Raw genomic sequence first — 13726 nt, forward strand, 5'->3', positions numbered from 1 at the left:
ACCTCGGCGGTCTGGTGGTCATCGACTTTATTGATATGGAAAACCAGCGTAATCAACGTGAAGTTGAAAACGCTTTGCGTGACGCCTTGCACCATGACCGTGCCCGCGTGCAAATGGGTAAAATTTCGCGTTTTGGCCTGCTAGAAATGTCTCGCCAGCGCTTACGCCCTAGCCTGGGTGAAACCAACCATATGACCTGCCCACGTTGTAACGGCACGGGCCATATCCGCGGCATTGAATCGACGGCATTGCATATTCTGCGCATTACGCAAGAAGAAGCCATGAAAGAAAACAGCGCGATTATTCAAGTACAGTTGCCGGTTGAAGCTGCGACGTTCTTGCTGAATGAAAAACGTGCAGATATTCACAAAATTGAGCAGCGCACTGGCGTTGAGGTAGTGCTGATTCCGAACGTGCACCTGGAAACCCCAAATTACAATATCTTGCGCATTCGCCTGGATGATGTGAATGAAGACACCATGCAGGCCAGTTACAAAATGGTCGACCTGCCGAGTGAATCAGATTATCAACACAGTCTGCAGCAACCAGCGGCGCCTGCCAAGATTGAAGCCGTGGTTAAAGGCATTACCCCGGCAACATCTGCGCCTATCGTTGAAGAAAAACCAGCAGCAGTGCCAGTGGTTGAATCTAAAAAGTCCTTCTTTGGCGTGATTAAATCCTGGTTGGGTCTGGAAGAAAAAGAAGCTGAAACTGTGGTTGAAAAACCAGTACGTGAAGCCAAAGAATCTGGTCGTGATCGTAACAACAAAAATCGCAACCGCCAGCGTGATCGTCAGCGCGATCGCCAACAAGACCGTCATGACCGCCCTACCGGTGAGCGCCAACCTAAAGAACAACAGGAAAATGCCTCACAAAAACCGCGTCAGGAGCGTCAGCCACAAGAAAAACCTGCTCAGAAAGAAAGACAGGATCGCCAATCAACACCAGAAGTCAAAGCAGAGGCTAATCAACCTGCACTGACGACACAAACTGGCGAGAACAAACAGGAACGCGGTGAGCGCGGCAACCGCCGTAACCGCCACGGCCGTCGTGATCGTCGTCCGCGTGACGATGCACAAAACCAAGCCAATGGTGAAGTGATCGCAAACGTGGCAGCCACAGTTGAAAATACTGCAGCAGTGAATGCGGCCCCCGTTGTTATTACCGAAGCCGTCTCTGCTCCTGTGACAGCCCCAGCAAACAATGCTGAGGCCGCACAAAAAGCCGTGGCTGAGCCAGTCGCAGCAGAGGTTGCAGTGACGATCGCAGAAACAGTAGACGCAGCAGCAACTAGCAACAGCGATGAAGCAGTAACTGAGAAAGCACCACGCAACCGTTCTCGTGCAGGCAAAACCAGCAAACCACGTGGCAAACGCAATGCAGAAACGGCTGACGCACCAACGATTGAGTTGGTTGAAACCGCCACAGCGCCAGCTGCCAATGCTGAAGCAGCCGCCCCTGAAGAAGCGTCACAGAAAAAACCTGCACGCAAACGCAAGCCTGCTGCAAAAGCAACCGCCAAAACAGCTGAAGCTACCGCTGATACAGGCATACAGCTGGTTGAGACTAAATCTGAACCAGTCGCCGCTACGGAAGACACTGCGACCAAGGCGAAAAAACCTCGTAGTGCTGCCAAGTGGAAAAAAGACGCCGCAGCAAGCGAAGAACCAAGCCTGGTGATGGTTGAGACGCAGAAGTAATCTGTATTTACACACTCAGAAGCATAAAAAAGAGGGCCTCACGGCCCTCTTTTTTTATACCCTGCTATCGCTCATGCCCCTTGCCAGCGGATGACACTCCAATAACCGATGATCGTCAGCAAAACAGACACGACCACATGCGTAAAAATATGCAGCCCCACCCAAACATAAGCCTGCTTTTGCAATAATACAAACGCCTGAGCCGAAAAAGTGGAAAACGTCGTCAGACCACCTAAAAAACCCATAGCAATAAACAGGCGCCACTCATGCGAGAGTTGCGGCATGGTTTGAAAAAGTGCGAGCGCAACGCCCATCAAAAAGCCACCAATCGCGTTTGCCATCAAGGTACCCAAAGGAATCATTCCGATGCCATTGAGCCAGTTTGACAGGCCCCAACGTGCCCAAGCACCCAATGCCGAACCTAATCCGACCATCAGCCAAGATTTCATTTTATTGTCCTTCTAAAACGTTAACAGGCAATGTATCATAAGTTTTAAAACATTCTGCGCCCACCGCCTGTTGAATTAAAGAGATTGCCTTGCGTTTATTATTTGTTACCTCAGAAATTTTCCCACTCATCAAAACAGGAGGCTTGGCAGATGTCAGTGGTGCATTACCCGCAGCACTCTCTAAAGCCGGATTAGATATTCAGATACTGCTGCCAGCTTATCGAGGCATGCTGGCACAGTGTGAGTCACCGCGTTTACTTGGCAGTTTGCAGCCTTTTCATGAGCTACGCTGCGATATTTATCAAACCATATTACCCGGCACCAGCATCCCATTACTACTGATTGATTGCCCGGCATTGTATGACCGTGATGGTGGCCCTTACCATCATCCGAGACATGGCGAATGGCAAGACAATCCCCTGCGCTTTGGCTTATTGTCAAAAGTGGCGGCCATGTTGTCGGTACCCAATATGTTGCAGCCATGGCAGCCAGAGCTGGTGCATTGCAATGATTGGCAAAGTGGACTCACGCCCTACTACCTGCGGCAATTGGCCAGCCCGGCAAAATCAGTATTCAGCATTCATAACCTGGCATTTCAAGGCAATTTTCATGCGGACTGGCGCCATCGCCTGCTACTGAGCGAGCAGGACTTTCAGCCCGCAGGCTATGAGTTTTATGGCCACCTGTCGTTTATGAAAGCCGGGCTTTATTACGCAGACGCGCTCTCTACCGTGAGTCCGACCTATGCTAAAGAAATCCAAACCGAGCAGTTTGGTTTTGGTTTTCAAGGCTTGCTTCAGCATAGAGCCCATGATTTAACAGGCATTTTGAACGGCATAGATACCGACGTCTGGGATCCGGCCACAGACCCTTATTTACCGGCCCATTACACCAGCAAGACGTTAGCGCGCAAACAACAGGTCAAACAGGCACTGCAAGCAGAGCTTAATTTACAGCCCCGCGTGTCCAGTCCGCTGCTGGGCGTCGTCAGCCGACTCACGCACCAAAAAGGCCTGGACATGCTGGTCGAGATTGCGCACGAACTGTTGGCCAGTGGCTGTCAACTGGCGGTGCTTGGGAGCGGCGAGCCCGCGCTGGAACAGCAATATCTGGCGCTGATGCAGCAATATCCGGGGCAAGTGGCTGTCACCATTGGCTACAACGAGCCGCTGTCACATCGCATCATGGCCGGCACAGATATTTTCGTGATGCCTTCACGCTTTGAACCGTGCGGCTTAAATCAGATGTATGGTTTACGTTACGGCACGATTCCGCTGGTCGCCAATACTGGCGGATTGGCAGACTCGGTACAAGGCTGTGCACTGATGGCGGATGGCCGCTTACCCGCGATGATGACAGGATTGGTAATGCCAGAAAATAATCCAGCGACACTTTTGGTCACATTAAAACAAGCGATACAGATATATGCCAATTCTGGGCAGTGGAAACAGCTACAAAAACAAGCCATGCAACAGGATGTCAGCTGGGAAACCAGTGCAAAACACTACCTGGATGTATATCAGCGCTTGCTAGGCATTTAAAAACAATTACTTACAGAGTTTCACCAAAAAGTGAAGGAGAGTTGGCATAGAAGGTGCTTATTACTAATCAAGCTTCTCCAAAGCTAACTTCTCCTCCCTCAAGACGCCAAATAGGCGTCTTTTTTTTCGCTTTGCTTTTTGAAAAGCTTATTCTGTTTTGGCAGGTGGCGTCATATTCAAAAAGTGTTCGCGGTAATACTTGAGTTCATCAATCGACTCATAAATATCCGCCAAGGCTTCATGACGGCTAGCCTTTTTAAAGCCCGCATAGATATCCGGGCGCCAGCGGCGTGACAATTCTTTAAACACACTCACGTCCAGATTACGGTAGTGAAAAAACGCTTCCAGGCGCGGCATATAGCGCGCCATAAAACGTCGGTCCTGACAGATAGAGTTACCACACATCGGCGATTTACCTGCAGGCACATGTTCTTTTAAAAATGCCAGCATGGCGTCGGTCGCCGCTTCTTCGCCCAGCGTTGAAGCTTTGACTTTATCGATCAACCCACTGCGGCCATGAGTGCCTTTATTCCAGGCATCCATGCCATCCAATACCGCATCAGACTGATGCACCACCAGTACCGGCGACTCTGCAATCACATTCAATTGCGCATCGGTGACGACGGCAGCCAGCTCCAGAATACGGTCTGTGTCAGGCAGCAAACCACTCATTTCCATATCCAGCCAGATTAAATTGTCCTGATTACTTGCCAATTGTGTGCCTCTCGTCATGATTTCCATTAAAATGAAACATTATATGCAGTTCAGTGAACAAGGTGGAGTTAAATCCATCAAAATAGCTAACTGTTATCATTTACACATCACTCATGGTTATGTCTGCACTGTTTACTCAAATTTTTGTCGCTGTGATTGTCGTTAGCCTCGCTATTCGCGTCTGGCTGGGCTTACGCCATATTCGTCACATTCAGCAACATCGCCAGCAGGTCCCCGCAGCGTTCAATCAAACCATTAGCCTAGAGGCGCATCAGCGCGCCGCCGATTACACCACGGCCAAGGTCAAGCTGCGCCTCAATGAAACGGTGATGGAATCGATCATCTTACTGGCCTTGACGCTGGGTGGTGTCTTGCAACTGCTAGATCAGGCCTGGCAACAATGGTTGCCCGCACACGACATCATTCGCGGCGCACTGGTGATTTGCTCCGCCATGTTAATTTCAGGCGCCGCTACCCTGCCGTTTGATTACATCCAGACCTTTAATGTCGACGAAAAATTTGGCTTTAATAAAATGTCTCGTGGCATGTTTTTTGGTGACCTGGTAAAGCATACAATTGTTGGCCTGTTGCTTGGCGGCCCAATTCTGTTTATCGCCCTGTGGTTGATGCAAGGTGCAGGCGACTGGTGGTGGCTCTACCTGTGGCTGATCTGGAGCGCCTTTAACCTGTTTATGCTGGCGGTTTACCCGATCTGGATTGCACCGCTGTTTAACAAGTTCACACCCATGCAAGACCAAACACTCAAAGCACGCATTGAGGCCCTGTTGCAAAAATGCGGTTTTGCCAGCCAAGGCTTGTTTGTCATGGATGGCTCGACCCGTTCTGGCCATGGCAATGCCTATTTCACCGGCTTTGGCAAAAACAAACGTGTGGTGTTTTTTGATACCCTGCTGGAGAAACTCAGCGCGGACGAAATCGAAGCCGTCTTGGCACATGAACTGGGCCACTTCAAGCATCAGCATGTGATCAAACGTATCGTCATGATGTTTGGCCTCAGCCTGCTGGGCCTGGCACTGCTCGGTTACTTAATCAAGCAAGAATGGTTTTTTACTGGCCTGGGCGTGGCAGACGCCAGCAACCATATGGCTTTGCTATTGTTTGTGCTGGTTTCACCCGTGTTTATGTTTATTTTGCGCCCACTGATGGCGGCTTACTCACGTACCAACGAGTTTGAGGCCGACCACTACGCGGCACAACAATCCAGACCACAGTTTTTGATTGATGCCCTGGTCAAACTGTACCGTGACAACGCTTCTACGCTGACCCCTGACCCGTTGCACTCAGCGTTTTATGACTCGCATCCGCCGGCCAGCCTGCGTATTGCCAAACTGCAAACCTACGCATGAAACACCTCCTGCTGATTGGATTGTTACCCGCGCTTGTAAGTTTGAGCGCCAGCGCCGCGGATAACGCGCTTTCAGCAGGCAAAAAACTGGTCGACACGCATTGCATCAGTTGCCACGCCAGCAGTTATGGTGGTGATGGCAGTGGCATTTACACGCGCGAATACCGCAAAGTGCGCTCATTCAACGGTCTCAAAGCCCAAGTCACTAATTGCAATACCATGCTCAACCTGAAATGGTTTGATGATGAAGAGCAGCAAGTGGTACAGTACTTAAATCACACCTACTATCATTTCTAGCATGTCTCAAGAAGGTCTCATTGTCGCTGCTTACGGCAAGCGCTATAACGTAGAACTAGCAGATGGCCGTATTCTTAGCTGCGTCACCCGTGGTAAAAAAGTCGATAACGCCGCTGGTGACCGCGTCACCGTGACCCTCACAGCTGACAACGAAGGGGTGATCGAAAAAACGGCTGAGCGCAACACCCTGCTCTATCGTAGCAATGCGTTCAAAAGCAAAATTCTGGCGGCTAACGTCACGCAAATACTGATTGTATTAGCGACCCAACCCAGCTTTTACGAAGACTTGCTTAATCGCTGCCTGGTTGCGGCAGAAGCCGCAGGCATACGCGCCGTAATTATCCTGAACAAATGTGACTTGCCTAACCCGCAAGCCATGCAAAAGCTGGCGCAATATGCCGCACTTGGTTATCAGACAGTGCAACTCAATGCCAAAGCGTCTGTAGATAGCCTCCGGCCTTTGCTAGCGGGCCACACCAGCGTGCTGGTCGGCCAGTCTGGCATGGGCAAGTCCACCATCATCAACAGCCTGTTGCCTGAAGCCCGCAGCAAAACGCAAGAGATCAGCGCCACGCTCGATAGCGGTAAACATACCACCACGGCAACCCACCTTTATCACCTGGATGACGACAGCGCGATTATCGACTCGCCCGGGTTACAAGAGTTTGGCTTGTATCATATTGAAGAAGCCGATCTCGAATATGCGTTTGTTGAGTTCAGGCCCTTGATCGGCCACTGCAAATTTAATAATTGTACGCATACCCATGAGCCGGAATGCGTGATTTTACAAGCACTGGCTGCTGGTAACATTGCTCCTGAGCGCCTGCAGATTTTCCAGCAAATCCGCGCTGAAAACACCGTACAAATCTACGGCTAGACTCTCCCTCACCCCGCTCAGCGGCCAGCCTGTCGCACATAAAAAAACACCCTGCCTAAGCAGGGTGTTCATCAACAACACGTATCGCTACGTGTTTGTTCGTGGCTTAATTACAGTGCAAAAATATTCAATGCACCGCCGCCAGGCGCAGCGTTGTACTTGGTCAACTCTTTGTAACCACCAGCAGCACCCAGTGCGTCGGTGTCAGTCGTCATACCCAAGTTCATCGCAACACCCGCCCAACCGCCGATACCAGACAAGATACCCACGTATTGTTTGCCTTTGTTGCCATAGGTGAACGCGTTACCAATGGCGCCAGAGCCCACTTGGAACTTCCACAACTCTTTACCAGACTTCGCATCTACTGCTTTAAACCAGCGGTCTAAAGTACCGTAGAACACGATGTCAGAAGCGGTTGTCAGTGCACCACTCCAGGCAGAGAATTTCTCTTTGTTGTACCAGACTTTTTTGTTGGTCATTGGGTCATAAGCAGCAAAGCCACCCATCACGCCGTCTGGACCCGCAAACATAGTCAATGTCGCACCCACCCATGGTTGACCAGCCACATATTTAGACTCTACTGGCTCGTATGTCATACATACGTGGTTGAGTGGGGAATACATCAAGCCTGTTTTTGGTGAGTAAGCAGCAGGCTGTTGGTCTTTAGTGCCCAACGCAGCTGGGCAAATGCCTTTAGCGTTGTAGTCTTGGTGTGTTGAAGCAGCAGCCAGTTTGCTTGGTACGCCTGTTTTCAGGTCAACATCCGTTGCCCAGTTAACAAACGGGTGTACTTTTTCAGCAGCAATCAAGCTACCTGTGTTGGCATTCCAGGTGTAAGCAAACCCGTTACGGTCATGGTGCCATGCGTATGTTTTGCCACCTTTGTCGAACAGGATGACTTCGTTCACGCCATCGTAGTCCCACTCATCGTGTGGTGTCATTTGCATCGCCCATTTAGCCACGCCAGTGTCCAGATCACGCGCAGTCACAGTCATAGACCATTTGTTGTCGCCAGGACGAACATCCGGGTTCCAGACAGATGGGTTACCTGCACCGTAGTAAACCAGGTTGGTACGTGCATCATATGGCCACCAGCCCCATACGGAACCGCCACCATGTTGCCAGCCGTCTTTGATTGCTTGAGGTTTCAACCAGGTACGTGTCCCCAGCTCTTTTTCGCCACCCTTGATTTGGTCAGCAGACAGGCGTTTGAAAGAACCACCTTCTTTGTTACCACCGTTTACGTCTTGGTAAACAGACAGCGCGTTGTACAGTGGGTTATCTTTGTTCGTGTTTGCGTCATGCAATGTTTCGCTGTCTGGGCCAGTTGAATAGGCTTTCCATGCCAAAGAACCATCTTTTGCATTGTATGCAGCGATAAAGCAACGTACGCCGAACTCAGCCCCTGAGCAACCGGTCAATACTTTGTCTTTGATTACGTGTGGCGCGTTCGTGTTCGTTGCACCTACTTTTGGGTCAGTGTTTTTCACTTCCCATATTTTTTTGCCATCTTTAGCATCCAGCGCTACCAGCAAACCATCGTTTTGTTGCAGGTAGATTTTGCCATCGCCGAAACCCAAGCCGCGTGTCACGTTGTCACAGCACAACACTGCTTGCACGCTAGGGTCTTGTTTTGGGAAATAAGACCATACGATTTTTTGGTTATCGTTCAGGTCCAGAGCATAAATGTTGTTTGGGAAAGCCGTCACGATGTACATCATGTTGCCAACCACAATCGGAGAACCTTCGTGACCACGGTTAACACCGGTTGCGAATGTCCAGGCCATTTTCAGGTTTTTGATATTGCCTTTGTTGATTTGTGCCAGGGCGCTGTAACCCTGGTTATTGTGTTGACCACGAGGATGTGCCCAGTTATTGGCATCTTTCATGGCAGCTTCCTGGTCAGCCGCGGCATACGCCATGGCTGGTAAGGCGAGCGCAACGCTGGCTGCAATACCAAAAGCAGTTTTAATTTTGATCATAGTTATATCTCCGGAAGAAAAATCCCAAAAGGATCCATCACAAATTGCAATTAAAAATTGCGCTGTGCTTAAATTGCCACTGGCACTAGGATTTCCAGAGCTGTTACTTATCCCGCAAAGGATAGATGTCACTGATTAAGCGTTTGTAACTGTAATATAAATAGCCCCCCGAAACAGCCAGCCAGTTTTGGGTTTTATTCATGGGCCAGATAAGGAATTTTTCTTAAAACTTTATAGAATTGCTTTTTTTTTGTATCATTTTGTCTTCGAAGGCCATGTCCTAGTGTGCCCTTCAGGTAATGGTGCCATCCAATCAATGATGGCGGCACCTTTTTACTTGATTATAAAGGTAGACACTGACTGTGCTGAGACCCTGGCATTACTCACTGGTATTGGACAAAGCTTCACCACACTCCATCCACCAGCAACTCATAGAACACTTTCGCGCCATGATAGAAGGCGGCGCGTGGCTAGGCGGCAGCGCTCTGCCCAGCTCACGTGATATTGCCCAGCGCCTGGGTATCAATCGCAAAACGGTGTCACGGGTCTATGAAGAACTGTCTGCGCAAGGCCTGATTTACACCGAGCCCAAACGCGGCACCTTTGTTTCGCAGTCACCACGTTCCGATCGCCCTGGCCCACCTCGCCCCCGCAGCCTGACGCCATTACGGCCCGAGCCGGATAGTGCAGCCAGCAGCATTTATCAGCTCATCCAGAAAACCACGGCGCACCATATTCGCCGCGTTGCCTTGCATATGCACAAATTACGGCCACACGATTACGACGTGACTGGCCTGTTTAATCTCAAACATATGCTGGCAAATCTGCTCGCGCATGAGAGACGCTACCTGGTGTCGCCTGACCATATCACCTGCGGCACCTGGCCGGTGTTGCAAACCGCGCTGATGCATCACCTCAGCAGCATAGACGGCTGCCTGCTATTAGGGCATCAGGCCAGCGTAGCACTGGAAGTAGCGCTGCAACGGCAAGGCATACAGGTATTACGCCTACCGGCCATCGGCGATGGCCAGGCGCACGAGTTTATTGAGCAAATTGAAAAGTTTTGCATTAACTATCCCGTGTCTTCCTTATGGTGTGATACGTCAGCCTTGTTTAACACACAAACAACAGAAGCGGCACAGACGCTGGTAGCGCAAAAGCTGGCCGACTACCACTTGCTACTGATTGATGATCAGCGCGCGCACCTGCCATTTATTCAACCCAACCAGCCGCTATCAAGCAGATATGCCAAAAGCATCTTGCTCGGCAGCCTGTATGGCGAGTGCTGCGATATGTTTAACCTGTGCTACCTGGCCAGCAATCTCGGCTTTTCGGCCGAGTTTATTAATGAACTGAATGTTCAGCAACAGCAATCATCCTTGCTCAACATGCTGGCGCAAAGTGAGCTGATTAAACGCGGTGAATATAAAAAACTGCTGACTACCATACACCGCTTCCTGCAGCAAAGCTAAACCCACAAAGCTAAATGCTTAGTGAGTATCCATAACCATCCACCACCACTATCATCTATCGTCATGGGGCTCACAACACCCAGTCCACAACCAGTTTGGCTGCAATCAACCACCAAAAAGACAGGAAAAACTCCTATTTACAGCCAAAATACGCTTTTTAATCATCAGCTTAAATTGAGCGGCAGTGATGGCATGCAAAATGCTAAACATAGATTGGGAGTGAGCTATCACTAGGACCGATACCAGCAGACTGCATATCCGCCGGTATCGGGGTAGACACTCCCTCACTTGCGTATTGATCTCATGCAAAAAAGGCACCGCAGATGCGGTGCCTTTTGCTTGGTCGCTACTTAAATGAGCGAGCCAGAAATTACTCTTGGCCGATTTGGTACACTTCGTAGCTGGTTTCTACAATTTTACCAGTCGCGGCATCAACTTCGACTTTCACTTCTTCGTTGTCAGCTTCCAGAATGTCAAACTCGTAAGACGCTTTGCCATCTGGCTCTAACTCATACTCAACTTCAACCACTTTGCCTGGATGTGCGGCCAATGCAGTGGCTTTTGCCTCTTCTTCAGACACCTTGGCCAAGGCTTTAAAACGCTCATCAGTGGCAGCGACTTCTTCCTCCACTTCAGTGACTTTGCCAGTTTTAGCGCTGCACTCAATATCCCAGGCTTTACCGTCGTTAGACTGCACATCAAACTCATACACCAATTGCTTGCGCTCAGACTTGGCTTCCAGTTTAACGATTTTACCGTCGTGCTTGGACAATGCGGCTTTTACGCACTTGCCCAGGCTATCGTACGCTTTTGGCTTGATGGTTTCGTGGTCAGCGAATGCTTGACCGGACAACACACCGCATAACGCGGCAGCTAATAATGACGCTTTCATTTGCATAATGATCTCCTTGTTTAAAGTCATGAATGAAAAACACGAAACACCCGCTAGGGACGCATGCTTCGTGAATTCACAACGCGAAAAGGATAACAAAAACGCGGTAAGCTTTTGAAAATATTACACCTTATTAACAAAATGGCTACAGTCAACCATTTCACAAACGGCCAGCCTGCTGGACTATACCGCCACTGGCGCCTTGATCGCAGGATACGGATCGTAGTTTTCTAAGGTGAAATCCTCAAACTTAAAGGCCAACAAGTCTTTGACAGCGGGGTTAATGCGCATGGTTGGCAAGGCGCGTGGCGTACGCGACAATTGCTCTTTGACCTGCTCCATATGGTTGCTGTAAATATGGGCATCGCCTAGCGTGTGCACAAAGTCACCCAGTTGCAAATCGCACACTTGTGCCACCATCATGGTTAATAAGGCATAAGAGGCGATATTGAATGGCACGCCGAGGAAAATATCTGCACTACGCTGATACAGCTGGCAACTCAACTTGCCATCCGCCACATAAAACTGAAAAAAAGCATGGCAAGGCGGTAATTTCATGCGCTCTACATCTGCCACGTTCCAGGCCGAGACAATCAAACGTCGCGAATCTGGCGTCTGTTTGATCTGGTTAACCACTTGCGTGATCTGGTCAATGTGGCTGCCGTCTGGCTTGGGCCAGTTGCGCCACTGATAGCCATAGACCGGGCCCAGATTTCCCTGCTCGTCTGCCCATTCATCCCAGATTTTGACACCGTGCTCTTTGAGATAGGCAATATTGGTGCTGCCCTGCAAAAACCACAGCAACTCATGAATAATCGATTTTAAATGGACTTTTTTGGTCGTTAGTAGCGGGAAGCCCTCAGACAGATTAAATCGCATCTGGTAACCAAATACCGAGGTGGTACCGGTGCCGGTGCGATCGGTTTTCACATGCCCATGTGCAAGTACGTGGTTCAATAAATCATGATACTGCTGCATAGACAGACTCCCGCGGCGAGTTAAGTATTGGCGACAATAAACGCTTTAATGGCATCGACACTGACATCCATCACGGTGGATGTTTGTGGCAGATCCTCTAAACCGGCCAGACTGGCTGGACGCTCAGGCACTTCTCCTAGAGCTTCGACAATCGCATCTTCAAACTTGGCTGGCAAGGCGGTTTCGAGCACCAGCATCGGGACATCGGCTTTGCGCTGTTCCAGCGCCACCTTGAGGCCATCTGCGGTGTGGGTATCAATGGTGACACCATAGGTTGCCTTGGTGGCGCGGATGGTTTGCATGCGGTGTGCATGGTTGCTATGACCAGACACAAAGCCAAACCCGGCCACTTTGGCAAAATAGCCTTGTGCCTTCAAATCAAACTGGCCACCGGCATCCACCGCAGACCATAATTCGCGCACTTTGTCGCCATCCCGGCCGACCAGATCATAAATAAAGCGCTCAAAGTTGGAGGCTTTGCTAATGTCCATAGAAGGACTGGAGGTATGGTAAGTATTGGCCGAACCACGTGGTGCGTAAACGCCGGTATTAAAGAATTCGTCCAGCACATCGTTTTCGTTGGTGGCCACCACTAATTGGTCAATCGGCAAGCCCATCATGCGCGCAATATGCCCGGCGCAGACATTGCCAAAGTTACCGCTAGGCACGGTAAAGCTGACTTTCTGGCTATTGTTGCTCGTCACCGCCAGGTAGCCTTTAAAGTAATAGACAATTTGTGCCGCAATGCGACCCCAGTTAATGGAGTTCACGGCACCGATTTTGTATTGTGCTTTAAACGCATGGTCGTTAGACACGGCCTTCACCATATCTTGCGCATCATCAAACACGCCTTTCACGGCGATATTGAAAATATTGTCGTCTTTCAAGCTGAACATTTGCGCAGTCTGGAAACGGCTCATTTTCTGGTAAGGCGACAGCATGAAAACACGCACGCCTTGTTTGCCACGCATGGCGTATTCGGCCGCAGAGCCGGTATCGCCAGACGTTGCGCCGAGAATATTGGTGGTTTGGCCAGTCTTCGCCAGCACATACTCAAACAGATTACCCAGCAACTGCATGGCCATATCTTTAAACGCCAGCGTCGGACCGTTGGATAAGCTCAGCAGATAGAGATTATCTTCCAGCTTGAGCGTAGGCGTAATATCTTCTGCATTTTGGCCTGCACGTACGTATTGATACACCTCAGCACGGTAAGTTTTATCGATGATCGCTTTCAGGTCAGCGTGCGGAATATCGCTGTTATCCACCAAGCGTGACAGGATGGCAAACGCCAGGTCACGATAATTCATGCCGCGCATGGCGTTCAAGTCAGCATCGCTAAACTGCGGATACTGCTCAGGCAAGTACAAACCACCATCTGGTGCCAAGCCACCCAGCAAAATTTCACTAAATGTTAAAGCAGGCGACTGCCCGCGGGTACTGATATATTTCATTGCA

At 50.0% G+C, this 13726-nt stretch carries 12 protein-coding genes; 6 read left to right on the forward strand and 6 right to left on the reverse strand.

The features are described from left to right. A partial coding sequence (locus tag E6Q52_RS01385) for a ribonuclease E/G (RefSeq protein WP_292817617.1) occupies positions 1-1700 on the forward strand: 1700 nt, incomplete at its 5' end. 71 nt (positions 1701-1771) lie between these two features. Here the strand turns inward: E6Q52_RS01385 and crcB are convergent. After that, on the reverse strand, positions 1772-2149 hold the full coding sequence (gene crcB, locus E6Q52_RS01390; RefSeq protein WP_292817619.1) for a fluoride efflux transporter CrcB: 378 nt from the start codon (positions 2147-2149) through the stop codon (positions 1772-1774). A gap of 89 nt (positions 2150-2238) precedes the next feature. Here crcB and glgA point away from each other — a divergent pair, with 89 nt between their 5' ends. Further along, positions 2239-3690: a glycogen synthase GlgA gene (gene glgA / locus E6Q52_RS01395; RefSeq protein WP_292817621.1), complete on the forward strand. Its 1452-nt coding sequence runs from the start codon at positions 2239-2241 to the stop codon at positions 3688-3690. 147 nt (positions 3691-3837) lie between these two features. Here glgA and orn read toward each other — a convergent pair whose 3' ends face one another. Beyond that, a complete protein-coding gene (gene orn, locus E6Q52_RS01400) occupies positions 3838-4422 on the reverse strand; it encodes an oligoribonuclease (protein WP_292817623.1) in 585 nt (194 codons plus the stop codon). Between the two features lie 101 nt (positions 4423-4523). Here orn and E6Q52_RS01405 point away from each other — a divergent pair, with 101 nt between their 5' ends. From E6Q52_RS01405 to rsgA, 3 genes are read left to right on the forward strand one after another with little or no spacing between them, the layout of a single operon-like run. Further along, entirely contained in the window at positions 4524-5771 is a 1248-nt protein-coding gene (locus E6Q52_RS01405) for a M48 family metallopeptidase (protein ID WP_292817625.1), read from the forward strand. Next, a complete protein-coding gene (locus E6Q52_RS01410; protein ID WP_292817627.1) occupies positions 5768-6067 on the forward strand; it encodes a cytochrome c in 300 nt (99 codons plus the stop codon). The genes E6Q52_RS01405 and E6Q52_RS01410 overlap by 4 nt, the downstream gene beginning before the upstream one ends. A 1-nt stretch (position 6068) precedes the next feature. Then, a complete protein-coding gene (rsgA, locus tag E6Q52_RS01415) occupies positions 6069-6944 on the forward strand; it encodes a ribosome small subunit-dependent GTPase A (RefSeq protein WP_292817629.1) in 876 nt (291 codons plus the stop codon). A 110-nt stretch (positions 6945-7054) separates the two neighbouring features. Here rsgA and E6Q52_RS01420 read toward each other — a convergent pair whose 3' ends face one another. Continuing rightward, on the reverse strand, positions 7055-8926 hold the full coding sequence (locus E6Q52_RS01420; RefSeq protein WP_292817631.1) for a PQQ-dependent dehydrogenase, methanol/ethanol family: 1872 nt from the start codon (positions 8924-8926) through the stop codon (positions 7055-7057). Between the two features lie 362 nt (positions 8927-9288). On the opposite strand from E6Q52_RS01420, the gene E6Q52_RS01425 reads away from it, so the two are divergent. Beyond that, entirely contained in the window at positions 9289-10398 is a 1110-nt protein-coding gene (locus tag E6Q52_RS01425) for a GntR family transcriptional regulator (RefSeq protein ID WP_292817633.1), read from the forward strand. A gap of 370 nt (positions 10399-10768) precedes the next feature. Here E6Q52_RS01425 and E6Q52_RS01430 read toward each other — a convergent pair whose 3' ends face one another. The 3 genes from E6Q52_RS01430 to thrC form a co-directional block, all read right to left on the reverse strand. Next, positions 10769-11296, reverse strand: a complete 528-nt coding sequence (locus E6Q52_RS01430) for a PepSY domain-containing protein (protein WP_292817635.1) — start codon at positions 11294-11296, stop codon at positions 10769-10771. Positions 11297-11473: 177 nt separating this feature from the next. Further along, positions 11474-12268, reverse strand: a complete 795-nt coding sequence (locus E6Q52_RS01435; RefSeq protein ID WP_292817637.1) for a thymidylate synthase — start codon at positions 12266-12268, stop codon at positions 11474-11476. A gap of 20 nt (positions 12269-12288) precedes the next feature. Then, positions 12289-13722: a threonine synthase gene (thrC, locus tag E6Q52_RS01440; protein WP_292817639.1), complete on the reverse strand. Its 1434-nt coding sequence runs from the start codon at positions 13720-13722 to the stop codon at positions 12289-12291. Positions 13723-13726: the final 4 nt, after the last annotated feature.

Origin of the sequence: Methylophilus sp. (assembly GCF_008015755.1) — a bacterium.
In the GTDB taxonomy this organism is placed as follows: domain Bacteria; phylum Pseudomonadota; class Gammaproteobacteria; order Burkholderiales; family Methylophilaceae; genus Methylophilus.